Below are 26148 nucleotides of genomic sequence, written 5' to 3' on the forward strand. Positions count from 1 at the left end.
CGAATCCGTCACGCCCTCCTCGAACCAGCAAATCGAACCCGCGCTGAGCCCGGCAAGCACGACGCCCTGTTCCCATGCTTTGCGCAGGCTGACGTCAAGCCCCCATGCTCTCCAGAGCAGGAGCAGGTTGTTCGTATTGCCGCCGCCGACATACACGACGTCCTTGTCGAGAAGGAACGATTGCAAATCTTTCACCGGCGGCTTGAACAGCGACAAGTGCGAAGGCTTGCAAGCCAGGCTGCTGAACGCTTTGTAAAACTTATCGATATACCCCGCGGCGTCCCCGCTCGCCGTCGGCACAAAACAGACCTTCGGCCGCTCGTTCCTCGCCTGCGCGACAATGTATTCGTCCAAAAGCAGGTTGTCCGGTTCCATCGAGAACCCCCCGCCGCCCATCGCAATGATTTGCTTCATCGTCCCCACTTCACCTTGTTGAGCTCGTCTTTTTGCTGAAAACAAGCTTCGAGATCAATGTCGTAAACGTTGGCCAACGCGAGTACGTAATAGAGAACGTCGCACAGTTCCTCTTCGACCGTTCCCTTCAACTCGCCGGTATCGGCCAGCCGCTGATCCTTGCGAAGGACTTCCGCCAGTTCACCGACTTCTTCCGACAGCTTCAGAAAATAATGAAGTTTCTTCTCCGTCCGATGATCAAACGTCCGGATGTACGCTTGTAATTCGGAAAGCGATTGCATGTCACCCGCCCCTTTCTATTCTCCTTATTGTACCATGGGAAAACTTGACTGCAGCACCTCGATCGTATTATGATATAACTACTTAGAAATATTTCTATATGGAAATATATTTGACATGAGGACGGTGTGACCGATGATCTCCGATGAACTGTTTGATGTTCTCGCAGAAGAAAACCGGCGGAAGATGCTCGACTTGCTGCGGCAGCGGCCGCGGTCGGTCAGCGAGTTGGTCAAAGCAATCGGCTTAAGCCAACCCGGCGTGTCCAAACACTTGCGCATCATGCGCGAAGCCGGATTCGTTACCGTTGAGCAAAAGGGGCGCCAACACATTTATCATTTGCGCCCGAACCCGCTTTCGGTCGTCGACGAGTGGCTCGAACCGTACCGGGCGTACTGGACTCAAAATTTTGACGCACCGGAACAAAAGAGGAAGAGGGAGGAATGGCATATGCTTGCAGTGATTATGAAAAGGGAAGGCGGCTGGACAGCTCGATTCGACCGGCCGATGAAGCATTCGTTGGAAAAAGTATGGGCCGTGCTCACAGAAAACGATAAGTTGAAACAATGGATGCCCAATCTCGAGATAATCAAACTCGGCAGCGGCGGCACGATCAAGTTTCACATGAACGACGGCACAGGCTCGTCGTTCGACATCGCGATCACCGACTACGAAGCGCATTCGCACTTGCAGTACGAATGGGGCGACGGCTCAGTCCGCTTTGAGCTAAATGAACAGCCTGACGGCTGCCTGCTCGTCTTGAAAGAGTTCATCCCCGAGGTTACCGACCACACACCGAAGGATCTGGCCGGCTGGCACGTCTGCCTCGACCTGTTCGGTCGCTTGTTGGCAGGCGAATCCACCGATTTCCCGATGCACGAATGGGAACAATGGCACGCGGAATATGTTGAACGGTTGAAAGATGTTTCGGCAGACGAGAACGAGCAGGAATAACGACATGCTGCGGAGATCTGATAACGATCATGACAGTCGTTATTTTGATAAAATCCGCCGGTTTTTACATTTATTGATCACTGAGCGCGCTATTTTCCGAGAAACCGTGATAATCATAATGATTTTCACGAGGTTCTCGAAAATAACGCTTCTCATGCACGATTTTATCCAAAAAAGGGATGGATCAGGAAAATAGCGAATCTCATGCGCGATAAACGAGGAGCTCCGCACTCCTCACTTATTCCACCGCTTGAATCTGCGCGGCGTGATGCCGGTCATGCTCGATCATGTCTTCCAAATAACGTTCCACCGAAATCTTTCGGCCCTCCAGGTCCTCATAAACTTTCGCAAACTGCGAGGCCTCCTGCTTTTCAATCTCTTCGATCAGCTTGTCCCGGACATGCAACGTTTTTTCCAACAGCTCTTCTTTCGAAAGCTTTTCGCCGTACGCCACCGCTTCGCGGTTAAAGGTGTCAAAATCGGCATGACCGAGATCCAGCGGTTCCTCTTTTGTGATCGGTTCAATTGCATTTTCGAGAAAAAATTCATCCCATTTCAACATATGACTCACGAGTCCGTGAATCGTCCATTTCCCCGGCGCTACTGGCTTCGACCAATCGAGCTCAGCATAGCGGACTACATCGTCCTTCCACTTCGCGAACTCCGCCAACAGTTCCTTTTTCCGTTCCATTTCAGTCACTCCTTTATTTTGTTTGATCCGCATACGTCCACCAATAGACCGTCGCGAATACCCCGGCCAAACATGTCATGAACAAGATCGCATAACTCCACGCATCGATGCCGGACGGCGCAGTCGTCAACTGACTGTAAAGCGCGGGAATCGCCCATGGAAAATGAGCCCCGAAGCCGAGAGCACTGATGATTTGCGCCACGACGATCATAAGCACGACGAACCCGAGCGGCGCGAGGTACCCCCTGCCGACACTTGCGATGAAAGCGACCGGCGGACAAAGGAAGGTGACGAGAATCGTCGTCACCGCGATGACGGCAAGCGCGTGGATAAAATTGTCGGGCGACCACGCCGGGAGCTGCAAGAGGCTGCCCAGGGCGAGCGCGACCGCGAGCACGAACAGCGACAGAAACAAGCACCAAGCGAGAATCGCGGCGAGTTTCGAGAAGACGATGACTGCCCGTGAAACGGGCAGGACAAGAAGGTCTTTTGCCGTGTGGTCGGCGAATTCGCGGCCGAACACCCAGCTGGCGACGAAGCCAAACACGATGACGCCGCCGACCCCGATCGCTTGCCCGATGAGATGGAGAAACGACGGCCAGTCCGGCGTAAAGCCGGTCATTTCGGCTTTCGCCGCGAGCGCGGGATTGGTCGCGGAGAGCGACGGGTCGCGGAGCACGAGGACAAACAACGCACCCATCACCGGCGCGACCGAAAACGCGATCGCCGTCGCCGGCAGTACTTTCGACTTGCGAATCTTGAGAAGCTCCGCGGCCAAACAGGCGAGAAAGGTCGTCATGTTCGCCCTCCTTTCTCGGTGATCACCCTTAAGAAATACGCTTCGAGGTCCTCTTTTTCCGTGAAAACCGCTCGCGGCGGCAACCCGGCCGCCGCCAGCAGCGCCGTCACTTCTTCCGGCGCCCGCAACGATTCGCTATCGCTGACGCAAACAGCGCCTCCTTCGTCGGCTCCCGCTTTCCGACCGTGTTTCGCCAACAATTTTATCGCGGCCGGATTGTCACGCGTTTCAATGACAAGTCGCTTCTGCAGCAACGCTTTCAGCATGTCCGCCTTGATTTCTTGCAGCAGTGCGCCTTCATGAATAATGCCGATTCGGTCGGCAATGCGCGCAATCTCGCCGAGAATGTGGCTCGATATGAAAATCGTCACACCTTCGCGCCGAGCAAGTTTAAGCAACAACTCCCGGATTTCGACGATTCCTTCCGGATCGAGCCCGTTCGACGGCTCGTCCAACACGAGTACCCGCGGCTTGTGGATCAACGCCTTCGCCAACCCGAGCCGCTGCGCGTTCCCGAGCGATAAATGCTTTGCCTTCCGGTCGGCGTAAGCCGCGAGACTCAGCTTGTCGATCACGTCGCCCACGGTCTCCCGGCCCAAATGCCGCAATTTGCGCACGAGATCAAGATTCTCGCGCACGGTCAACTCCGGGTACGCATACGGCACCTCGACCAGTGAACCGACATCCGCCCACGGCCCATGACCGCCGCGTCTGACTTCGGTCCCAAGCACCCGAACCGTGCCTGCGCTTGGCGCAATCAACCCTAGCAACATGCGAATCATCGTCGTTTTGCCCGCGCCGTTCAGCCCGAGGAAGCCGTAAATTTCCCCTTTGCCGACGCTCAGAGAGACGCCGTCCACTGCGGTGAATTTGCCGAACGTTTTGGTCAGTTTTACCGTTTCGATGACATTCATGGGCCCTCTCCCTCGCAATATAAATCAAGGCAGGCGCTCGGCCTGCCTTCGGTTAATCCTGAAATTCGTCTTTCAACAATCCCATGATGATGGTGTCGTAATAGTTGCCGTCGACGAAGGCATCGTTTCGCAATCTTCCTTCAACGACGAACCCGCATTTTTTATAGGATGCAATGGCTCGTTCGTTCCCGCTCCACGTGTCGAGCTGGATGCGGTTTAAATTCATCGTGCGGAATAAATACCGGATGAGGGCTTTCATGGCATCCGTGCCAAAGCCTTTATTCCAATACGCCTTCTCGCCGATACCAATCCCGACAGAGCAACACCGCGCAACAAGATTCAGTTGCCGGTAATCGATCATGCCGATATGTTTCGGTTTCTCTTCTAACGTATAAATGGAGAAGTCTCCGGCGGACCGCTTATCCGCCTTTTGGATCAAGTTCGTATAATTTTCCTCGAGTTTTTCCTCCGGCATATGGCTGTATTCATACAAATAACTGCCGGCTCCCAATTTTGCCATTTCTTCATCGTTGCGCCAGCCGTAAGTTTTCTTAAAATCTTTCAATGACACAGGACGAAGTTCAACTTTTTTCCCTTTGATCAAGCGCGTGATCCCATCCTTTAATTTGAATTTCCAATGCCTTTGAGCAACGATCGACATCATTATAAAATTTCGGCATGAGTACCACGCCCCTTTCAGGAAAAGTTAACTTAAGATTACCATAAAGAAAATGTTCTGGGTAGTTTGTTTTTCTCTTTTTATGAATGCTTATCGATCATTAACAACACAGAAGAAATAAATGCCCCGGGCCATGAAAACCAATGTCGCGAAGCAACGGCGCCTGTCTGTTCATCGACAGCTTCCGGGAACATGCCGTCCCATTGAACGATCTCCAGCAATTTCTTCCATGTTTGTTCGACTCGTTCCGTTTGTCCTGTTAAATGGCTGTAGAGCATTTCTTGTCCATCACCAAGCGGCCATGGATGCGGCGTATGCACAGAACCTAGTCCGGCAAAATCCCCTTCATAATAGCCGCCTTTGTTTTCAGGGGTGAAGGCAAATTCCATCGTATTTTTCCAAACCGGATCACACTTGTCGCAAAACCCCCAGACAGGAGCCAACACGGTCGGCAAGTCATTCGCGTCATGGTAAAATCGATGCTTTCCCCGCAAATCCGTCAAGTAGGCAAACATGAGTTTTCCATCGCATTCCGCAACAAATGCATCCAGCGTGTCCGCCTTAACTTGGCTCGCCCACTCATCCAACGGTTTAGTAGTAAAACGAATTTTACCGTTCAATCCTGCCAATTGATTGAGCGTATGCCATAAAAGAACGTGGCTGGAAAAATGGTACGGATCGTCGACTTTGTCGTCGGCAGGTGTTTCGCCGGTCGCGAACAACCAGCGCTCTTCATGTTTATGCGACAAAATCATTTCAAGAATGGCATCGATCAACGGCACAAACGGTTGGATGCCCTCAACATCAGAAAAAGTTTCCACATACCGGCACAGTTCCAACAGCGGGTAACATTGCTGATCAAGTTGAAAAACATTGTCTTTGCAATGTCCGTTCGTCAAATACGCCCGCCCCCAAAATCCGTCCGGCCGTTCCGCCCGTTCGAACATCCACCGCAAATGTCCTTTGACGATTCGGCGGACCCTCCCTTTCGCATCGTGTTTACCGTATTGTCCCGCTGATTCGATCAATAAGTTCATCATGTAAAAAGCGTCACGATTCCATGATAATGGCAGCAACTGATGATCCGTGATCACGCAAACGCCTTCGTTACCAACCGGAATTGAACAACAAGAAACGATGTAATCGACGTTTCGATTGATTATATAAGACGAAAACGGAAGTCGCCGGTCATCGTGAACCACTTCATGCTTTCGGGCTTCTTCCGCTTTACTCGACAAACAATCAACAAACGCGTGATTCAATGCTTTCCCTTGCTTCCCCTCCGAAATCGTAAAGACCGCGGTCACGGTCGTTGTTTTACGGGGCATTACTTTCACACGATAATCGGTTTGGTATCGCAGCGGATGTGCGTCACGGATGCATGTTTCAGCAAGCTTGATCGGAACATCTTCGTGAAAAAAGACGCAATCCGCCCTTGCAGGCAACTGTTCGTTGATGATCGTCATGCCGTTTTCTTTTACCATAAGCCGATTATCCGACGGTGGCACAGGAATTGGACCGCCTTCGGTTAGTTGCCCGTAACTGCATCGGTTTAAACTGAAAATGCCCCCAATTACAACAGGGACGCAGCGTTCCTTTTTTCCGTGATTGCTTATGTTAAGAACTTGAACAACATACCCTGAAGAGCTGTCGTCAACCGTATAGTACGTTGATTCCACTTTTATTTCATCTTTGGAAGCAAAGACTAACCGGACTGCATGGTTTTCCGTAAAGAATGCTTCTTGACGAATCCAATCCCCGTTCAGGAATAGTCCAAACCCCTCCGTCGTTTCGGCCATCCTTCTTCTATACGCACGCACGGATTTGCTTTTGTACCACTCGCTATTGAGAAACTGATTCATCGGCGATAATGTTACAAAGCCCTGCCCTTTGTGCGCCGCATTAATAGAATGAAGAAAACCTTCCGGTTGAATGCTGGCCGTAATGTTTCCTGTCCCGGTATCGATCGTCTTTATCTTGTTCGCTTCGAGCAAAGTTCTTCTTTTTTTGTAAACGGTTGATTTCTCCATCTGTTTCAGCCTTTTCGTTAAAGGATTTGATCATGAACCAAAACATTGTAAATTTCCGGCCGTCTGTTTCTTAAGATCGGTTCCTGCCTGCGCTCTTCGGCGATCATCGACAAGTCGACAGAGCCGGTTAACAGGCATTCTTCCTCACCCGCCTCAGCAACCACCTCACCGCGTGGATCAACGATTTTGCTTGATCCGCACCATTTCACATCGCCGTCGTTTCCGGATCGGTTAACGGCAACAGCAAAGATTTGATTGTCTTGAGCGCGTGCACGTGTACGAAGATCGAGCAAGTATTCAAAGTTCTTTGGAACAGCCGAAGGAATGAAGATGACTTCCGCCCCTTTCAAAGCCATAATCCGAAACATTTCTCCGAAGGCATGATCGTAACACGTTGCCAGTCCGATGGTCGTTCCCGCTAGCTCAAACACAGGAAAGGACGTGCCGCTTCGAAAATATGTGTGTTCCGTCGGATAAAGATGTACCTTGCGATATTTCCCCCGGTAAACGCCCATTGAATCAATGACAAACGTCGTATCGTACAATACGGCGGTTTGGTTCGCATCTTTCTCCACGATGTTAGCGATGATCGCCGATGAATGCTGTTTCGCTTTTTCAGCTAAACGATCCACCGTCGGTCCTGGTACCGTTTCCGCTAATTCGTAAAAGTCATCTCCTATTAATTCAGGCAAATAGCCAGTCGTGAAAAACTCCGGAAGCGCGATAATGTCGGCGTCTTTTCCCGCTTCGTCAATCAAGCGTTCGGCTTTTTCGAGATTGGCGCGTTTCTTTTTGATTTCACAATCCATTTGGATCGCGGCAATGTTCAATTTCAATCCCATCCACTCCTTGTTCTTTTATCGAAATTAACCTTTTGTCGCTCCGCCGAAACTAAACCCTTTCGACATGAATCGCTGTCCGAGGATATAGAGTACGACGACGGGAATCGTATAAATCAAAGAAAAAGAAGCCAGCTTTCCGTACTGGACGAGACCGTGCTGTCCGAAAAATTGATAGATGGTTACCGAAGCAGGCAGTTTCTCCGGGCTTTGAATTAAAATGTACGGTACGAAGAAGTTCCCCCAACTTGCCGTGAACGTAAAAATGCCCACGGTAAAAATGCCGGGAAGCATGAGGGGCGCAACGACTTTATTCAGCCCTGTCCAGACTGACGCACCGTCAATCCAAGCTGATTCTTCAAGGCTGACCGGAACCGAATCCATAAAATTTTTCATCATCCAAATCCCGTACGGCAATCCCGACGCAGCAAGAAAAAACATCGTCGCAATCAGCGAATTTTGAAAGTGAAGAAACAGGAACAGTTGAAAAACGGGAACCATGACAGCCGTAATCGGAAGTCCGGACATAAACAAAACGGTAAATATAAAGGGTTTGTTGAATCGCAGCTGGTACCTCGATAACGGGTAAGCAGCAAGTCCGGCAACGATTACGAGCACAAGAGAAGAAACAAAAGAGAGAAACACCCCGTTGACAAAAGACCTTTGAATGTCGGGATCGGACAGGACGGAGGCAAAGTTGCCGAGTGTCCATTCATGCGGCAGAGAAATCGTCAAACCAGCACGAGCGTCGAATGACGAAAAAATCATCCATAACAACGGAACGAAAAACAGCAAGCCGAGAAACACCAAAATCAAGTACGGCACCGTTTGTCCCATAAATTGGCGGCGCATTTTTCTTTTATTCATCTTCATTGTTGTTAATGCTTCCCCCTTTCGGTTAAATTTCTACTTTCAAAAACTTCACATACAATAAACTCGCAATGATGCCAATCACCAATAAGACTAATGAAATTGCCGTTCCGTAACCTAGTTGATAATTAATGAATGCCTGATCGTACATAAAGATCGGCAAAGTTTCCGATTGTGTTCCGGGTCCGCCGCCGGTTAACGCATAGATGAGCGTGAATACGCCAAGGGTCTGCAAAGTAATCAAAACCATGTTGGTCATCACCGACCCCCGGATCATCGGTAATATAATACGCCATAATCGTTGCCATCCGTTGGCACCGTCAATCTTCGCCGCCTCCTCAACATCTTTCGGAACATCGTCAAGCGCCGCTTGGTATACAAGCATCGAAAAAGCAGTGCCATGCCAAATGTTGGCGACGACGACGCTAACCATCGGAAACTTGAACAACCATGCGACGGGGGCGATACCCACCCAACCGAGCACATAATTCAAAGTCCCTTCATTGCTCAAGAAAGCAAACCAAATAAAAGCAACGATGATTTCCGGCGTGATCCAGCCCGCAAGGACAAGAACCCCGATGATTCTGCGAAAATGAACAGCTCTTTCTTTCATTAAAAAAGCGATCAAAAATCCGAGAATTTGTTGACCGATGATGGCCGAAAAGATGAGAAAGAGAATCGTGTTCATGACGCTTGTTTGGAAAGTCGGATCGGAAAACATTTTCACAAAATTTCGAAATCCGATGAATTCTATGTTTTGCGCGGCGGATCCGGTGAGCGACATGTTTGTAAATGAAAAATAAAAAGTCATGAGAATCGGACCGGCGATGAACAAGAGAAGCAAAATCCAGGACGGAAGCAGGAACAGTATGGCACGAAATGAATCACTATTCTTCGTAACAAAAGGATTCCAAGGCATTTTTCGAAGACTACGCTCTACCTGGGCATTCATAACTTCCTCTCCTTCAGCTCAATCATTTTCCGGACGCCGCCGCGTGAGCGGCAGCGTCCGAAACGATCACTTCGTCACGACGTTGTCTGCACCTACGGCTCGTTTAACGTCTTTCGCATATTGATTCATTGCTGCTTTCGGTTCCAAGCTGTCGGTTGCAACCGCTTCGACGGCGGCTTGAATCGCCGACGATACGCTCGTATAACCTTCGAAAGTCGGGCGGTAGTGCGTGAATTTCAGGAATTGAGCTGCTTTTTTATAAGCTCTGCCCAACGCTTTTTCGTATTCTGGGGCTTCTTCGACATCTTTCCTGGCAGGCAGGTTCCCCATTGAAATATCCGCAAACATCATGTTTTCTTTATTCGTCGCTAATTTAATGAACTCCCAGGCGAGATCTTTTTGATCGGATTTTGCCGGGATGGACAACGCCCACCCGCCGGACATCGACGTATGGCCTTCTCCTTGTCCGTGTTGCGTCGGCATTGCCGCAAAATGATACGTTTCCATCGCTTCCGGCCACGGATTCGGCCCATTTTCCCGCCAAAACGCGGGAACCCAGTTTCCGTCTAAGGCGATCGCGATTTTTTCTTTTCGCATCAAATGATGTTCCACTGTCCCTGCCTGTCCCGTTAACACTTGCGACAATTTCGGCCCCAATCCTTTTTCGTATATCGTATCGATGAATTTCAAGGAATCAAGAAATCCTGGGCTTTTGACGATCCATTTGCCGGACTCCTCATCATATAGCGTGTTATTCGTGCCGTATAAAAGCATTTCAAACGTCTGCATTGTTGTCGCTTCGCCGGTGGCCTTTCCGGAATTCATCCAAAACGGAATCACGTCAGGAAACGATTGTTTTATTTTTTGAGCGGCATTAAGCACATCCTGCCAGTTTTTCGGATGCCACGGAACTGGCAACCCCGCTTTTTCAAATAAATTCACGTCATACCATAATCCTCTCGTGTCCGTTGAATAAGGTACACCGTAAATTTTCCCGTCGCTGGCCGTAACGCCCTGCTTCACTTTTTTAATGAAATGATCCCATCCGTCCCATTTCTTGACCCGATCTTCAATCGGAGCCAAATAGCCTGCAGCGGCATCCGAATTGATTAAGTAAGTATCTTCGGTAATGACATCCGGCGTCGTCTCCTCGGACTGCAGCATTAACGCTTTTTTGCTTGTAAACGTGCCTTCCGCCCCTTTCACCGGTACGACATTTACATCAACGTTGGCATGTTGTTCTTCAAACTGTTGTTCCACCTTCTTCAGCCATTTTCCAACCGGATCATTCGTTCCGTTTTTCGAATAAATCACCTTGAGCGTTTGTCCCGAACCTGCACTCTGTTCGCTGCTCCCGCAAGCCGATGTAACGAAAACCAACAAGACTGCACCAATGATCGCCACTAGTTTCTTCGCATTGTACAAACCCATCACATTCCCTCCCAATTAGTTCAAAATTGATATTTGCACGTAAAAAGATGATTAGCGATAACGTTTTCGATTGACTTCAAAGGTGGACAACCTTTTCACAAAATGTATGCTTACACATATAAAATATGCAAGAATCTGATTATTTCGGATTTTTTCATGTAACCGATTGCAAAAATGACCGTTCTTTCTTTTGTTTGTTATATGACCGTCTTAAGTTCAACAAAATTCGCCTCGCTTTCAAAAAAATTCGATTGCCTAATGACTAAAACGTTTTCGAAAACCGAAAAAATTACTCGGACACCTCCTTACTGCTTTTTCTTACAACAAGTTGCGGTGGAATCGTCACATGACGGTTGACGCCGTCTTTGTTTTGTATCAAATCAAGCAAAATATGGCCTGCGGTCTCGCCAATTCGGAAACGTTGTTGATGTACGGTCGTCAGCGGGGGATTCGAACATCTCGCCATCTCAATATCGTCAAACCCGACAACAGATACGTCTTCAGGTACACTGATCCCGAGATCGTTGAGGGCTTCGATGATCCCGAACGCCATCAAATCGCTCGAAGCAAAAACTGCTGTGACGTCATTCGGTTTTGAAAAATACGCTTTCGTCACCTTGTACGCTTCATCTCGTGAATATTGACCGTATTTCAGTAAATCTTCATTGAAAGCGATTCCAAATTCCGCCAAAGCTTGTTTATAACCTTCAATCCGGTCGAACGACCCCTTCGCAATCGTGTCCCCCGCTACTTTAAGAATGTTCCGATGGCCGAGTTCAAGTAAATGTTTCGTCGCTTCGTATGCGCCAAGTTCATTGTCCGATTCTACGAAGTTTACTTTCATTTTGTCGAAAGGCAAGGTGTCGATAAATACCGTCGGAAAAAATTTATGCAGCTCATGAAGATTCTCATCCGTTCTTCTTTCGCCGGTTAAAAACAAAATAACGCCGTCGACACCTTTTTCGTAGCAAATGGTCTTGAAACTCCGCGTTGACCGCTTTTGGTTCGAAAAGATCAGCAGATCGTACCCGGCCCTGCCGAGAACGTTCTTGATTGAGCGGAAATAGTCGCTCAAGAACGGGCTGTCGAAACCGGAATTCATTTGGTCGCCGAAAAAAACGCCGATCGTGTTCGTCTTTTTCGTAATCAAGCCCCTCGCCATAACATTCGGTGCGTAATCTAGTTCTTTGGCAATCTTCAAGATTTTCAATTTCGTAGATTCCTTGATATCGGTATACCCGTTCAACGCCTTCGACACGGTGGAAACGGAAACTCCGGCCGCTTCGGCTATTTTTCGAATGTCCATCGCAGACAATGTCCTCACATCTCTTCGAATGTTTTTCTAAAACGTTTTCGTTACCAAAGCTACCATAGTTTTTCGAATGCGTCAATGCCGTTTTCTGAAAAATGACGCAAAAAAACTCCCCGTACGGTCGGCCAACCGCAGGAGAGTTTGCGTTTTTAAAACTTTTTCGAAACGTAATCCAGCACTTCTTCCGAAGTTCCCAAATTCAATACTTCCGTGGCCGCCTCAGCGGCCGATGCTTGCGACAATTGCAACAGTTGCTTGCGTGCTGGCAGCAGCGAACCTGCGCTCATGCTGAACTCGTCAAGACCGAGACCGAGCAGAAGCGGGATCGCTTTGCTGTCCCCGGCCGCTTCGCCGCACATGCCTGTCCATTTGCCTTCCCGATGGGCGGCTCGGATGACATTGGCAATCAATTTCAGCACAGCCGGATGATACGGCTGGTATAAATAGGAGACGTTTTCGTTCATGCGGTCAGCCGCGAACGTATATTGAATGAGATCGTTCGTGCCGATACTGAAAAAGTCGGTTTCCTTCGCAAACGCATCAGCATGCATCGCCGTCGAAGGCAGCTCAACCATGATCCCGACTTCGATTTCTTCAGATACCGGAACGCCTTCTTCCCGCAGCTTCGCTTTCTCTTCCTCGAGCATTTGCTTCGCCAGACGAAACTCTTCCAGCACCGCGATCATCGGAAACATGATTTTCAAATTTCCGTGCACGGAAGCTCGCAACAATGCCCGGAGCTGGACACGGAAGACGTCTTGCCGCTCGAAGCACAAACGGATGGCACGCATGCCGAGGAATGGATTCAGTTCCTTCGGCAGCTCCATATAAGAAAGCTCTTTATCGCCTCCGATGTCGAGCGTGCGAATGACGACCGGCTTGCCGGCCATTTGTTCGAGCACGCTCTTGTATGATTCGAACTGTTCCTCTTCATCCGGCAACCGATCACGGTCCATGTACAGAAACTCAGTCCGGTACAAGCCAATTCCTTCGGCGCCGTTTTGCAGAGCCGCCTCCACGTCGCGCGGGTGGCCGATATTCACGGCAAGTTCGACCCGCTCACCGTCGGCCGTTACCGTTGGGCGACCGGCCAATTGTTCCATTTCCTTCTGTTCAGCCGCGAATTTCGCTAGTTTCCGCCGTCCTTCCTCCAATTGCTCTGGTGACGGATCGACGACGATTTCACCGCTGATGCCGTCAAGAATGATCCACGAATCGTTTTTCACGTCCGTTAAGGCTTGATCAACACCAACGACGGCGGGAATTCCCATTGAGCGTGACATAATGGCAGAGTGGGACGTGCGTCCGCCGATTTCGGTGATGAACCCTTTAACAAACTGGCGGTTCAACTGAGCTGTATCCGACGGCGTCAAATCATGAGCGACCAAAATGACTTCTTCGTCAATTTCAGCAGGTGTTTGCACCTTCCGGCCCATCAAATAAGCAAGCACCCGCGACGTAACATCTCGAACGTCCGCTGCCCGCTCTCTCATGTATTCATTTTCGAGGTTTTCGAATAAAGCAATGAAAGTTTCGGCTACCGTTTGCAATGCGGCCTCGGCGTTGATGTGGTCCGATTCAATTCGTTTCTTAACCGCGCCGACCACTTCAGGGTCTTTCAAAACGAGCAAATGCGCCGCGAAAATACCGGCTTGTTCTTTGCCGATTTCACGTTCTGTCCGGGTTTTAAGCTGTTCCAAGTCGTCTTCCGCTGCGCGAACGGCCGCTTCGAAGCGGGCGATTTCCGCGGAAACGTCCGCGATTGTTTTCTCTTCGATCGATAATTGCAGCGTTTCGAGCCGAAATCCCTTGGCGATGGCGATTCCGGGTGAAGCTGCCGTTCCTGACATCGTTTTGGCCATGAGTCAAAGATCCTCCCGATTTTTTATAAAATTGGCGTAAGCGTTGCACACCGGAGCAACCAATGGATGATGGCCGTCAAGGTTGGCATAACGGCACAAGGCACCTTCGACGCCTTCCGTCGAAAGGGTCGTTTGCAGTTCAACTGCTTCCGGATCGTTCGACGCATCGAATGCGAGCGCCGCCGCGATCACCTTCACCAACGCTTCAGGAACAGCGAATCGTTCCGTTAGTTGCGCCGCCGGACCGACGAGCCGATCATCGGCGCCGAGCTTTCGAATTGGCGCACGGCCGACGCGTGTGACGTCATCGGTGATATGCGGATTTTCAAACCGCTTTAAAATCGACCTGCGGTAAGCCGCTAATTCCGCTTCGGAAAAACCATGCTTGCTGGCAAGCAGCCGGCCGGTTTCTTGCAATGCTTGTTCCACTACCGGACGAACGCGTCGATCTTTCAAAGCTTCGTCGATCGTGGCTTTACCATAATGATACCCTAAATAAGCCGCAGCCGCATGACCGGTGTTCACGGTGAACAGTTTTCTTTCGATGTAAGGCGCTAGGGTGTCAACGTAATCGACGCCTGAGAGGTCCGGCAACGGCGCAACCGTTTCCGACCGGTTCACCACCCACTCGTAATACGGCTCGACCTTGACGTCAAGCGAATCGCCGCCTCCTTGCTCCGGCACGATACGATCGACCGCTGCATTCGGAAACGCGACACGACCTTCCAAAGGCACACCGTCCTTAAGTTGCTCACGCACGAGTTTCTCCAGCCGATCACCGGCACCGATCAAGTTTTCGCACGCGATGATGTTCAACGGTGAAGCCTCGACGGACCGCTCCTGCAGTCCTTTCGCAATCACCGGTGCGATAAATTTCAAGTTCGCGGCGCCAACCGCCGCCGTGACGAGATCCGCCTCGGCCACGAGACGCACCGTTTCCGCCTCATATTCACGGCTGTTGATCGCCTTCACACCTCTAACGACTTGCTTCTCTTGTTTTTCGCCCGCCAGGTGCACCGTATAGGCGCCGCTCGTCTGAATCCGCTCTACCAATTCCACATTGACGTCCGCAAACACAAGTTCATAACCGGATTCCACAAGCAATGCTCCGATAAACCCTCTGCCGATGTTTCCCGCGCCGAAATGGATCGCTCGCATCACGCTTCCACCTGGTCGAACAGATCGAGAACCGCCTCTTCTGTATCGGCTTCAACGAGCTCTTCCACCCGTGAAACATCCGAGCATACGAGAGCAATTTTTTGCAGCAATTCCAAATGCTCGTTGTTTTTGCCGGCGATGCCGATGACGAGTTTCACTTCTTTGTCTTCGCCAAAACTGACACCTTCGGGAATTTGCAGCAACGACAACCCTGATTTCAGCACCGCGTCCTTTGCATCGTCGGTACCGTGCGGAATCGCTACGTAATTCCCCATATACGTCGATGCTGCTTCCTCGCGGTCGTACATGGCATCCAAATACGATGCTTCCACGTACCCTCTTTCTACGAGAATCTCCCCCGCCATTCGAATCGCTTCGTCTTTCGTGTCTGCCTTGACGTTTAATTTAATGTTGTTTTTTGTAAAAATGTCGTTCATGGTTCTCGCACTCCCAATTTGTTTAATTGCTCTTTGAAAAATCCCATCAGTTTCTGCTCCAAAAGACGACGAATCGCCGTTTCATTTCCTTCCTCGAACAACGCCAGACTGCGTTCATTCTCAATTACCAGTGTGCTGACGCGGCTGAGCACTTGCATTGTCTCTTCGCTGCTGCCGCCCGGCGCAAGCATCAACAAAACCGTTTTGCACGTCATCGCCGCCCCGTCCATTCCGGCGATCGTCAACGGCCGCTTTAATGGATGTACGGTAAAATGAACTTGCGAGACCGCTTCGTCTTTCGAATGAAATAACGCACAACCGGAACCGGGCAAGCCCATGCCGGATAATTGTTGGCGTTCAAGCAGTTTTTTTCGCAATCGGGCTTCGTCGACGACGGCACCGTCCTGTTTCGAACTTTTTACGAGATGATAAAGAACTTCTTCCATCGTGCCGCCATCGACGGCCGTCACTGAAAAACCGGTCAACACCGCTTGAATCGCGTCCGTATACCGATGGATTTTGTCCAATACCTCACCGCCGGTGACGCTCGCAGCCTTTTCCCCGCTGTCCTTGCTTTGCTTCCTCGTTCCCATCGCACCCGTCGATTCGGGGTTGCGAAGTTTTGCGAGCGCTTGGCGGATTTGTCGAATGTCACCGTCCTTGAGAAACGGATTAACTTCGATGACTTGCCGGCCAACGTTTTGAATCGGCACCGTCGATAAGATTAAATCATACGCCGATAAATCTTGCTCTCGCAAATCGTGTACCGCACCATGGTCAATCCGTTCCATTTCCGGGAACGTTTGCGCCAACCGGCTCGCCAACAACTTGGACGAACCGATGCCGCTGGAACAAATGACCAAAGCGCTCACCGGACAGACTTCTGCTCGCAAGGACGCGCCAAAATGCATAACCAGGTAACCGATTTCCGTCTCCGGTACTTCAAGGTCCGGAAATACTTCCGGCATCGCTTCCTGCAAAACCGTGAACAATTTCCTGTAATTGTGCTTGATTTGCGAAAGCAGCGGGTTCTCGATCGGCATGTGATGCTTCATCCGGTACATTGCCGGTCGCAAATGCGTCGCCAGTCCTTGCAAAAGCGGCTCTGAATCGGAAAAGCGAACGCCGAGCCGGCGTTCCAAAATCTCCATCAACCGCCGGCAAGCTTGCATTAATCGCCAATGCGCCTCATCGAACGTATCCCCGGCTTTTTCGATTCGCACTTTTGCGCCTCGCAAATGCATCGTAATGTATCCGACTTCCGATTCCGGCAGTGCGATTCCGAATTCCGGACTCAACCGTTCAGCCAACGTTTGCGCCCAACCGTACTCTTTCGTCGCTTTCAGTTCTTCCAGCAACTCGTCTTTCATCTCGATCGTTTCACCGTTCTCAAGCCGTCCAACGGCGAGTGCGACATGGACAATCAAACCGACCAGCGCCCGGTCAGCCAGCCGCAGCCGCAATGCGCGGCCGCCGTCCTTTACGGTCTTCTCGACGACTGCTAATTTGTCCCGGTCAATCAACCCGAGCAGCCTCTCCGATGCGGCCGGCAGCGGCACCGTGTCATCACGGTCAATTTTATCTTTTAATGCGGTGATTGTGTCTTTCACTCCGAGTTGATCAGCGAGCAGTCCGCTCATAAACTGGCGGATATGCCGTTCTTTTCCGGCGATCTCGACCCCATACCCGCGTTTGCGAATCAGGGCAAGGTCGTAAGGTTTCAACGTTTCCTCAACTGCATCGAGATCATGGCTGACCGTCGCCGAGGTCACACGCAGCTCGTGCGCGAGCGCGGCCAGCTTCACCGGTTCATCAGCCTCCAGCAAATGGCAAACAATCATCGTTTGCCGTTCGTCCGCCGTATACTCGAACGGTTTGATTTCCGCCGCCTGCCGAAGCAACGATTGTTTCTGTTCCGCACTTCCTTCGACGAACATGCCCCGGCTGTCGCTTTCTGCGCTCAATCCATGTTCACTGAGCAGCGGTTGCAACCCTTTGACATCACGCTGCACCGTGCGTTTGCTCACCTTCAAGCGTTCGGCCAACGATTGCACCGTCACCGCTTGATCCGCCGAGAGCAATTGAAATAAAATTTGTTTTTCGCGAGCCGTCAAGTACATGCTTGTCATCTCCGTGAAAACGCAGGAGCGTTTTTTTCATTTAAATGGCATCGGCTTCCGTATGATCGCAAGCGGATTAATCGGACCCGCCCGCTCTTGTCGAATCTCCTTGCGCCTCGATCAGTTGAGCGACCACTTCGTCATATTTCGGGCTGCCGAGGAAATTATCGACGGAAATGTGCTCCGTATCCGGCAATTGCTGTTTCGCCCGATCGGTCAAGTCTTTATGGGTAATCACGAGGTCCGCGTCTTCCGCGAGCTGATTGATCGACGCATTCGTCACTTCAATGTCGAGTCCCGCTTTCTTTACCTTGTCTCTCATGATCGACGCGCCCATGGCGCTCGAACCCATGCCGGCATCGCAAGCAAACACGATCTTTTCGACGTCCGCGAATGATTTCTTCGATGCCGTTTGCGTTCCGACATAGCTCGCCGCTGCGCTTTCCTTCCCTTTCATCGACTGCGTCATCGCCGCCGCTTGCTGCAAACTCTCGTCGTCTTCTTTCGTTTTCGTGAACCGCAAAATCACCGAAGATACGGCGAACGACACCGCAGCTGCGACGAGTACGCCGAGAACGACGCCTAAGAAATTGCCCTTCGGGGTCATCGCAAGCACCGCGAAGATACTCCCCGGCGAAGGCACGGAAATTAACCCGACTTGCATAATGTTAAAAATAAACGTGCCGCATACCCCGCCGGCAATCGCTGCAAAAATTAAAAGCGGATTCATCAAAATGTAAGGAAAATAAATTTCATGGATGCCGCCGAGGAATTGAATGATGGCCGCGCCGGGCGCCGACCGTTTCGCACTTCCTTTTCCGAACACCATGTAGGCGAGTAATACGCCGAGTCCGGGACCCGGGTTCGGTTCGAGCAGGAATAAAATGGATTTGCCGTGCTCGGCCGCCTGTTGCACCCCAAGCGGGCTCAAAATGCCGTGGTTGATCGCATTGTTTAAAAACAGCACTTTTGCCGGTTCAATAAAAATGTTGGCAAGCGGGATTAAGTTCGACTCGATGAGCGCTTTCACACCTGCCATAAGCACTTTGTTTAATGCGACAATGACCGGATCAATGATTAAATAAGCAAAAATCATCAAAATCGCCGCTAAAATTCCCGCCGAAAAATTGTTCACGAGCATCTCGAATCCTTGTCGGACGCGATTATGGAACGCTTTGTCAACCTGCTTGATCAAATAACCGCCGAACGGCCCGAGGATCATGGCTCCGAGGAACATCGGGATGTCCGCCCCGACGATCACCCCCATCGTCGCCGCTGCACCGACCACACCCCCTCTGACGTCATACACCATTTTACCGCCTGTATACGCAATGAGAAGAGGCAATAAATACTTAATGATCGGTCCGACGAGTTCCGCCAGCTGCGGATTCGGCCACCATCCCGTCGGAATGAACAGCGCCGTAATAAGCCCCCAAGCAATAAAAGCGCTGATGTTCGGCATGATCATGCCGCTGAGAAAGCTGCCGAGCCTTTGAATTCGTGCCCGGATTCCGGGACTCTCCTTTTTCGTCACACTTGCCGTCGCTTCACTCACGTTCTTCCGCCTCCCGTTGTCAGATGTTACTTTCATCGTAAAACGGCCGCGTCCACCTAGGCAAGAAGAACTAAATGCAATCTCGTCGCCGGCGGACGTGACAAAATTTAAGAAACTATAATGAAGACCGGCGGCATGCCCGCCGGTCTTCAGGTTCACTTATCGATAAGCCGCCTTCACCAGCTTCTCCAGTGCTTCCGCCAGCTGATTTTTCAAATCCGAATGTTTTGCTTCGGAAAATTGATATTCCTCATCCGTCCAGCGATTTTGCGGATATTGCCACACCGGGTACGGAATTCTTTCCGCAGGCTCCCAGTCGTAGCGCGGGAAAATATGCGCATGCAAGAACGCATCGGTGTTACCGTAAATCGAATAATTGATTCGCCGCGGCTTGCACACACGCTCGATCGCATCCCCAATCAAGCTCATATCAAGCAAATAGTCGCAGCGCTCACGAAAATCCAGCGCGTTCAGTGAGTCGACTTCGCGCTCCGGCAACAATACGCAATAACCCGGCAGGAACTGCGTGTCCCCGATAACGGCGAAGCCGCTGCGCATCTTCGCAATCACCATAGGGTTATCCCCGCGCTGCGCCGCCCCGATGCGATCTTTTTTCCAATCGGTCATTCGATGTCCTCCATTTGTTCAATAATTACAAGAAATCTTGTTTCGCTTCGAGATACAGCCAATTTCAATCAATCATTAAGCTCAAGCAAATTCAAGGATAAATAACGATTGGCTTGTAAAAGTTGTTTCACTTGCGCGTATGTATCCTCTTGTTTCGGCATGTCTGCGATGCGATCGAGCAACAACCAACGAAGGCAAGCCAGTGCTTCAAATCGTTCCAATGTTTCAAGCGGAAACGAGAGATGCTTTTTGTACTCGGATAAAAAAACTGCTTGCTGCTTTTTCCCGAAGTAAATCCGGATCAGCACATACGCCCATGCCAAATCATATCTTGGATCGCCGAGTTGGCCGTTCGTCCAGTCGATGACGGTGAAACGGCCGTCTTTTTCGAGGACGTTATTTAGATGAAAATCACCATGAATCAAACTTGTCTGTTTGATTTTCGCTGAATTCACAAGTTGCTCTAACACACGGTTAAGATCCGAAAATCTTTCATGCTGCGGGTAAAAATAGTCAATGAAGTCGTACCGGGGCAGCGAAAAATCTTTGCAACTCGCAACGGGAAAAGCGTGGATTTTTGCAAGGATTTCCGCCAGCTTGACTAACGCCCCTTCCACGTCATCTTCAATCGGAACGCCGTCAAAGCTTGTCAGCAAAACCGCATTTCCTGCTTCGTCATACCCATACCCATACGACTTGGATACGGCGATTCCTGATTCGTTTAATGTTTGCAACAAGCAATATTGAAACCACACATCAGGTTTGGATCCCTTGTTCCAAATCTTGAGCACAAACCTTGCGCCTTCGACATCGACTTTCATCACTTCGGCTTCGAGTCCGGCATCCAACGGTGCTAATTGAACGTCTTTGATCTCCGCAAGAAAATCGTTCCGAAAGCTCGTTGCACACCACCGGATCTTTTTCAAAGCTGCGCCTTCCCTTCGTTCACATAAGGCGCTTCAATTTCTTTCATAACGATCGCGGCCAGGCTTTCTTTTTTATAATACGGCGATAATGCATCGGCCTTTTCGACATCGATCCAAGCAATTTCAGCGATCTCATCGGGATAAAGAATTTCTTCTTTTCCGCCGACGATTTCCGCATGGAAAACGAAAAAGACGGCATGAACGGCTTTGTTGTCAAAAATGCATTCATTCACCGCTGCGATGCCCGACGGCATCACTTCGTATCCCGTTTCTTCTCTTGCTTCCCGTACCGCTGCGACATCCAACGTTTCGCCGTCTTCCACTTCGCCGCCCGGCAGCGTCCAATTCCCGTTGTCTTTATTTTTCACCATTAAAATCTTCGTTTTCTCCGGGTTTGTAATCAGTGTATAAGCGACACGTATTTTCTCCATTGTTTGTCTTCACTCCTGTTCGGAATTGTCATCCATTTCGTACGCACCATAGCTCGCGCGTATTCCTCAAGGCAAGCAGCTTCCAAGCCCTTTCATTGTCACTGATTCAGCGCATCCCAATACAAACGGGCATTCTCATCATCAAAGCATACGAATAAAATTTTCTCCAGCGACCGCACGCCGCGTTCATTTATGTAAGCTTCCACTGTCCTCAATGCAATTTCCGCCGCTCGTGCTTTCGGAAATCGATACACCCCGGTGCTGATGTTCGGAACCGCGATCGTTTTCACTCCGCGTTCTTCCGCCAGCTCCAGCACCTTGCGGTAGCACGACGCCAGCGTCTCCTCCTCCCAGTCACCCCCGCCGTGCCATACCGGCCCGACGGTATGGATGACCCACGTCGCCGCCAGCTTCCCCGCGGTCGTCACGACCGCGTCGCCCGGCTCACACCGGCCGTCGGTCTCCCGAATTCTTTTACACGCCTCCAAAATCGCTTTTCCGCCTGCGCGGTGAATCGCTCCGTCCACACCGCCCCCGCCGAGCAAGCTCGAATTCGCGGCGTTGACGATCGCGTCCACTTTCAGCTTCGTGATATCGCCTTGGATGACTTCGAGCGTCACGCCGTTCATTTCCTTCATTTTCCCTCACCCTTTTCGTGAAATAAAGCACGACAGCGTCGTCGATTCTCGTCATCTCCTCCGCTTCGCGTACAACACTTGCGCTGCGCCGTAATCCGCGTACAGCCCAACGCCGAGCCCGACCGTTTCACTTCGTTCACGGGCAGCTGCCTCGGCTGCATCCATCAAGCGTGTTCCGACGCCCAGATCACATTCACTTAACCCGCGAATGCGCCGTCAATTTCCGCGACAAGCACGACGCGCTCGTCGTTCACCTGCTCCAGCAAATACGCTTCATATAAATCAACCGGCTTCTCCCATCCTTGTTCCGCGAACGCTTGCGAAATCTTCGCTGGATCGCCGGCTTTCTTTTTTCGAATATTCACCGTGTCACTCCTATTTGTAGACTGCAATTCCTGCTTGAAAAGCTTGCTCGTCATCATTTTCAATGCCGAATAACGCTTCTTGCAGCGCAAATGTACTCGCGTAAAACCGTGCTCGCTCAATGTAATCCGCCGCTTGCGGATACACTGCAGCGACCTCTGGCATCCATGATTCGCCTAACCCGAACGGACCGAAAAAAGCAGAAGCGATATCGCGGGCAGGATCACCGATCGCAACACTGCCGAAGTCGATGACGCCGCTCACATGCCCGTCCTTAATCAAAAGATTCGAAGGGCCGAAATCGCCGTGAATGACCGTTTTCTTGAGTCGTGCATCGCCAATCTCAGCTAAAAAGCGTTTGAAATTGTCTTGAACCTTACTGCGTGCATTATCGTTCATATGTACGAAAAGCTTCGCTTCCATACGAGTGAACATGTCGTACCAATCAGCGTATTCATTGTCGGGCGGTCCAAGAACACCACGCAAATCCTCGTTCAAAGGCAATCCGTGCAATACATTTAAAAATCGTCCCAGCTCACGAACAATCTCATGCTTGTTACCGGAATACGTTTTTAAAGAGTTGCCGTCAATCCGGCGATAGCCGACAAACGCCTCGCCGACCCGGGCACCGTCCAACGATGAATAAACGGGATCCGGAACTTGCACCGGGAGCGGTTCGTGCACAAGTTTTAAAAACCGAGTCTCTTTCTTAAGTTGCTCGACGCCTTCGGCATAGCGCGGAAACCGAAACACCCACTCGCCGTTCACCATGACGACGCTGTTGTTTTGCCCGCCTGTGATGACGGCATGATCGACCTGAATCTCGGGAAATACCGCCGAAATCGTTTCAATCAATCGTTGCGCCATCAACTCGATCTCCCCAAAATCTGTGCCAAAGCTTCGTCGATTTTTTCATATGTAAAAGTAAAACCCGCTTGCTGCAGCCGTTCCGGAAGCACCCAGCGGCTCTTCAGCACCAACTCCGTTTCTGTTCGAATCAACACCGCTCCCGCCTCAAGCATCCATTTCGGTGACGGCAACCCAAACGGGATCCGCAGTTGCCTGCGCATCGCTTTCATGAGCTCTCGATTCGTTACCGGACCGGGAGCAGACGCATTGAAGACGCCTTCTAAATCTTCACGTTCGCTCAAAAACAACAAAATCCGGAACAAATCCTCGATATGGATCCAGCTGAACCTTTGCTTGCCCGTACCTTGTACACCGCCGAGCCCGAACCGGACGAGATTTTTATACGGCGTCATGACCCCGCCGTCCCCAAGCACAATCGCGATGCGCAGCGCTGCCTGCCTCGTATACGGCAGGTCGAACTCGAAAAATTCCCGTTCCCACGCTTTCGCCACCTCAACGGAAAACCCCGTGCCGATTTCACCGTCCGCCTCGGTCATCGGCCGATCTTCCGCGTGCCGGTAAATCGTCGCCGTACTCGCATTGATCCACAATTTCGGCGGGTTTTCGCACTGTGAAACAACCTCACCGAGCAGGCGCGTCGTCCGCGTTCGCGACCGCATGATCTCATCTCGATTCGCCGCATTGTAGCGGCAATTGACCGACTTTCCCGCCAAGTTGATGAGCATCTCTGCATTTTCCATCGCTTCCGTCATTTCAATCGGATCCATCCAGGAAACAAACTCGGGCTGTCGTGAAATGAGAATGACTTCATAGCCGATCCGTTGAAAAGCCTGAAGCAAATAGTCCCCGACAAAACCGGTTCCTCCTGCAAGCACAACCTTCTTCTTCATTGCCAATCCCACTTTCTGTTCCAGTTTCTCACGGCGTGCGCTCACTCTGAACTTTCAACAAGACGTACCGCCCGTCATCGCCAATGAAGTCTCCTTCGCATCCGTTCAAGACGAACGAATGGCCTTCCTTTGTGAGCGTGTGGCAAACGGCGGTCGAAATGCCTTTTGGGCCGTAATCATCCTGCTTCGTATTGCGTTTTATAAAAATTCCACCGTCTTTGCCCCGCAGTGTGTAAAAAATCGGGTCTCCCTCCGTCGTATACCGGACGACCGTGACTTCGTCCCGGTTCTCCATAAACTGCTCCAGCTTCTCAACGTTGCTGACGGCCCCGTGCACATCGACGACATCGCCGCGCTCAATAAAATCTTGCCGCGTAGATTCTGAACATCCCGATACGATCACAAGCATCAACCCGAAAACAATCCACCGCTTCATCTGCATCCCTTCCTCTCTTTATAAGACGGAAAGTGCATGCTGATGGTTTCTTTAACGATCAATTTCGGCGAATGCCCGGACGGGAAACGTTCCCATTCCTTTGATTTTCGGCGGCACGGCATAGAAACGAAATTGCCCTTCCGGGATTTCCTGCAAGTTGCAAAGATGCTCAACGATCGGCACTTCCGCTTTCAACAACGCGGAATGCACCGGCCGCGAATGCCCGGAAGTGTCATCGATGTTGACGGCGTCGATCCCGACGAGCGCGGCTTTTTGTTCCAACAAAAATGCCGCGGCGGACGCGGTTAAATACGGATGATTTTCGAAATACCGGTCGGTATTCCAATGCCGATCCCAACCGGTATGTACGAGCACCGCTTTTCCGGCCAAATCCAAGCCTGCGAAATGGGTTTCGTCGACGGCTCGCACCCCCTCGGCCATTTTTATGACGATGCCTTCCAACCCTGCCGACGCCTTGATTTCGACCTCCGACAAATCTTTACCGTCCGCATACCGGTGAAACGGCGTATCGATGTACGTTCCCGTATTCGCGACCATTTCGATCTTCCCGATCTGAAATTCCGTGCCTTCCGCGTAATGCTCCCGCGACGCCTCCCGGCTCAAGTAATCGCAAATGAGCGGCGCCGGCAAGCCTTTGTATGTCACTACACCGTGTTCGATTGTATGGCTCAAATCTATGAATCTCTTGTTCATGATTTTTTTACTCTCCTTTCGTGCTCTAACGAACATCTGATCACCTTAGAACCGTTTTTCGTCACGTTTCCAATTCTAACGAACATTAGATCTCCTTAGAGGCATTTTTCATGAGAATTCGAGCCTGAATTGCACCCTAAGATGACAAAATGTTCGTTACAGCTCGCGGGACGGAAAATTCCGCTTCTAAGCGTCGATAATGTTCGTTAGAAACTCAGACCTCCCCCTTGCAAAAGCGCAGCGACCGCTCCGCCGCTTCGCGGCTCTGCCACATCCCGAGCTTTTCACCTACGGCAACGGTGAATTCGGCGAAAGCGGTCCCTTTCGCCGTGATGAATGCCTCTCCGGCATGCACTTTCGCACCCGTGTAGCCGGCGTCCGCGAACGCCTCCCGGAAATGCTCATGCGTGTGCGGCAAACACGTGAATTTTACACCTTTCAACAAGCCTGCCTTCGCAAGCAATACTGCCGAAGCGCAAATCGCCGCAATCGGAACCTGATTCGCATGCGCCTTTTGAAGCAAATCGTGCACCAATGGCTCGTCCATCACTTCTTCGACACCGTCCCCGCCGGAAATCAAGACGAGATCGTATTCCGATGGATTCACCTCAGCCAAAGCGAGCTGCGGGGCAACAACGAGGCCGCCTAAACTCTCAACCGATTTCCCATCAACCGTTACCGTAGTCACGTCCGCCTTCCCCGCTTTTTTCAGAAAAAACAAGGTGTGGGCAATCTCGAAATCCGCATAGTGCGGATAGGCAAAAAACAAGATTTTCATTTCCGCGCCTCCATCCTCTTATTTTTACAGGAATCATGACGAAAGACCTATGTCGATAACATTAGGAATTTTGTTAAATTTTATATTAAGGTTACCTTTATTTCAGTTCGATGACAACCGCATTTAAGGGAGAAGGAAAGCATTGTCCAAAGAACAATCGGCCCGCAACAGATTGCGCG

At 50.8% G+C, this 26148-nt stretch carries 28 protein-coding genes; 1 reads left to right on the forward strand and 27 read right to left on the reverse strand.

Annotation, left to right across the window (positions count from 1 at the left end; genetic code table 11):
* Together VFK44_07510 and VFK44_07515 are read right to left on the reverse strand one after the other, a co-directional pair.
* On the reverse strand, positions 1–414 hold a 414-nt coding region (locus tag VFK44_07510), incomplete at its 3' end, for a Type 1 glutamine amidotransferase-like domain-containing protein (protein HET7628220.1).
* Complete coding sequence (locus VFK44_07515) at positions 411–695, reverse strand: MazG nucleotide pyrophosphohydrolase domain-containing protein (protein ID HET7628221.1); 285 nt, start codon at positions 693–695, stop codon at positions 411–413. The genes VFK44_07510 and VFK44_07515, both read right to left, overlap by 4 nt.
* A 133-nt stretch (positions 696–828) precedes the next feature.
* Here VFK44_07515 and VFK44_07520 point away from each other — a divergent pair, with 133 nt between their 5' ends.
* Positions 829–1647: a metalloregulator ArsR/SmtB family transcription factor gene (locus tag VFK44_07520; protein HET7628222.1), complete on the forward strand. Its 819-nt coding sequence runs from the start codon at positions 829–831 to the stop codon at positions 1645–1647.
* 238 nt (positions 1648–1885) lie between these two features.
* Here VFK44_07520 and VFK44_07525 read toward each other — a convergent pair whose 3' ends face one another.
* The 25 genes from VFK44_07525 to VFK44_07645 all read right to left on the reverse strand — a co-directional run bounded on the left by VFK44_07525 (position 1886) and on the right by VFK44_07645 (position 25969).
* The gene (locus tag VFK44_07525) at positions 1886–2338 is read right to left on the reverse strand and encodes a DinB family protein (protein HET7628223.1); all 453 of its coding nucleotides are present in this window, start codon (positions 2336–2338) and stop codon (positions 1886–1888) included.
* 13 nt (positions 2339–2351) lie between these two features.
* Positions 2352–3137 (reverse strand): ABC transporter permease, encoded by a 786-nt coding sequence (locus VFK44_07530; GenBank protein HET7628224.1) that lies wholly within the window; start codon positions 3135–3137, stop codon positions 2352–2354.
* Positions 3134–4051, reverse strand: coding sequence for an ABC transporter ATP-binding protein (locus VFK44_07535; GenBank protein ID HET7628225.1), 918 nt, complete (start codon positions 4049–4051; stop codon positions 3134–3136). The genes VFK44_07530 and VFK44_07535 overlap by 4 nt, the downstream gene beginning before the upstream one ends.
* 52 nt (positions 4052–4103) lie before the next feature.
* Complete coding sequence (locus tag VFK44_07540) at positions 4104–4655, reverse strand: GNAT family protein (protein ID HET7628226.1); 552 nt, start codon at positions 4653–4655, stop codon at positions 4104–4106.
* Positions 4656–4810: 155 nt separating this feature from the next.
* On the reverse strand, positions 4811–6760 hold the full coding sequence (locus VFK44_07545; GenBank protein HET7628227.1) for a glycoside hydrolase family 125 protein: 1950 nt from the start codon (positions 6758–6760) through the stop codon (positions 4811–4813).
* A 17-nt stretch (positions 6761–6777) separates the two neighbouring features.
* Entirely contained in the window at positions 6778–7596 is an 819-nt protein-coding gene (locus VFK44_07550; GenBank protein ID HET7628228.1) for a carbon-nitrogen hydrolase family protein, read from the reverse strand.
* Between the two features lie 30 nt (positions 7597–7626).
* A complete protein-coding gene (locus VFK44_07555) occupies positions 7627–8466 on the reverse strand; it encodes a carbohydrate ABC transporter permease (GenBank protein HET7628229.1) in 840 nt (279 codons plus the stop codon).
* Between the two features lie 31 nt (positions 8467–8497).
* Positions 8498–9388: a sugar ABC transporter permease gene (locus tag VFK44_07560; GenBank protein ID HET7628230.1), complete on the reverse strand. Its 891-nt coding sequence runs from the start codon at positions 9386–9388 to the stop codon at positions 8498–8500.
* A gap of 99 nt (positions 9389–9487) precedes the next feature.
* Positions 9488–10852, reverse strand: a complete 1365-nt coding sequence (locus tag VFK44_07565; protein HET7628231.1) for an extracellular solute-binding protein — start codon at positions 10850–10852, stop codon at positions 9488–9490.
* A gap of 289 nt (positions 10853–11141) precedes the next feature.
* Complete coding sequence (locus VFK44_07570) at positions 11142–12158, reverse strand: LacI family DNA-binding transcriptional regulator (protein HET7628232.1); 1017 nt, start codon at positions 12156–12158, stop codon at positions 11142–11144.
* 155 nt (positions 12159–12313) lie between these two features.
* Positions 12314–14026, reverse strand: coding sequence for a phosphoenolpyruvate--protein phosphotransferase (gene ptsP, locus VFK44_07575; protein ID HET7628233.1), 1713 nt, complete (start codon positions 14024–14026; stop codon positions 12314–12316).
* 3 nt (positions 14027–14029) lie between these two features.
* Positions 14030–15184 (reverse strand): mannitol-1-phosphate 5-dehydrogenase, encoded by a 1155-nt coding sequence (locus VFK44_07580; GenBank protein HET7628234.1) that lies wholly within the window; start codon positions 15182–15184, stop codon positions 14030–14032.
* Positions 15184–15621, reverse strand: a complete 438-nt coding sequence (locus VFK44_07585) for a PTS sugar transporter subunit IIA (protein HET7628235.1) — start codon at positions 15619–15621, stop codon at positions 15184–15186. The genes VFK44_07580 and VFK44_07585 overlap by 1 nt, the downstream gene beginning before the upstream one ends.
* Positions 15618–17750 (reverse strand): BglG family transcription antiterminator, encoded by a 2133-nt coding sequence (locus VFK44_07590; protein ID HET7628236.1) that lies wholly within the window; start codon positions 17748–17750, stop codon positions 15618–15620. The genes VFK44_07585 and VFK44_07590 overlap by 4 nt, the downstream gene beginning before the upstream one ends.
* Before the next feature lie 67 nt (positions 17751–17817).
* Complete coding sequence (locus tag VFK44_07595; protein HET7628237.1) at positions 17818–19332, reverse strand: PTS mannitol transporter subunit IICB; 1515 nt, start codon at positions 19330–19332, stop codon at positions 17818–17820.
* Between the two features lie 123 nt (positions 19333–19455).
* The gene (locus VFK44_07600; protein HET7628238.1) at positions 19456–19923 is read right to left on the reverse strand and encodes a hypothetical protein; all 468 of its coding nucleotides are present in this window, start codon (positions 19921–19923) and stop codon (positions 19456–19458) included.
* A 68-nt stretch (positions 19924–19991) separates the two neighbouring features.
* Positions 19992–20849, reverse strand: a complete 858-nt coding sequence (locus VFK44_07605) for an aminoglycoside phosphotransferase family protein (GenBank protein ID HET7628239.1) — start codon at positions 20847–20849, stop codon at positions 19992–19994.
* A complete protein-coding gene (locus tag VFK44_07610) occupies positions 20846–21280 on the reverse strand; it encodes an NUDIX hydrolase (GenBank protein HET7628240.1) in 435 nt (144 codons plus the stop codon). The genes VFK44_07605 and VFK44_07610 overlap by 4 nt, the downstream gene beginning before the upstream one ends.
* Before the next feature lie 98 nt (positions 21281–21378).
* Positions 21379–21900 (reverse strand): O-acetyl-ADP-ribose deacetylase, encoded by a 522-nt coding sequence (locus tag VFK44_07615; protein HET7628241.1) that lies wholly within the window; start codon positions 21898–21900, stop codon positions 21379–21381.
* A gap of 215 nt (positions 21901–22115) precedes the next feature.
* The gene (locus VFK44_07620) at positions 22116–22283 is read right to left on the reverse strand and encodes a hypothetical protein (GenBank protein HET7628242.1); all 168 of its coding nucleotides are present in this window, start codon (positions 22281–22283) and stop codon (positions 22116–22118) included.
* 10 nt (positions 22284–22293) lie between these two features.
* The gene (locus VFK44_07625; protein HET7628243.1) at positions 22294–23148 is read right to left on the reverse strand and encodes an aminoglycoside phosphotransferase family protein; all 855 of its coding nucleotides are present in this window, start codon (positions 23146–23148) and stop codon (positions 22294–22296) included.
* On the reverse strand, positions 23148–24041 hold the full coding sequence (locus VFK44_07630; protein HET7628244.1) for a TIGR01777 family oxidoreductase: 894 nt from the start codon (positions 24039–24041) through the stop codon (positions 23148–23150). The genes VFK44_07625 and VFK44_07630 overlap by 1 nt, the downstream gene beginning before the upstream one ends.
* A 28-nt stretch (positions 24042–24069) precedes the next feature.
* Positions 24070–24477, reverse strand: a complete 408-nt coding sequence (locus VFK44_07635) for a DUF4362 domain-containing protein (GenBank protein ID HET7628245.1) — start codon at positions 24475–24477, stop codon at positions 24070–24072.
* 51 nt (positions 24478–24528) lie between these two features.
* Positions 24529–25191, reverse strand: coding sequence for a cyclase family protein (locus tag VFK44_07640; protein ID HET7628246.1), 663 nt, complete (start codon positions 25189–25191; stop codon positions 24529–24531).
* Positions 25192–25405: 214 nt separating this feature from the next.
* Complete coding sequence (locus tag VFK44_07645) at positions 25406–25969, reverse strand: DJ-1/PfpI family protein (GenBank protein ID HET7628247.1); 564 nt, start codon at positions 25967–25969, stop codon at positions 25406–25408.
* Positions 25970–26148 lie beyond the last annotated feature (179 nt).

The organism is Bacillales bacterium (genome assembly GCA_035700025.1).
Taxonomy (GTDB): Bacteria; Bacillota; Bacilli; order Bacillales; family DASSOY01; genus DASSOY01.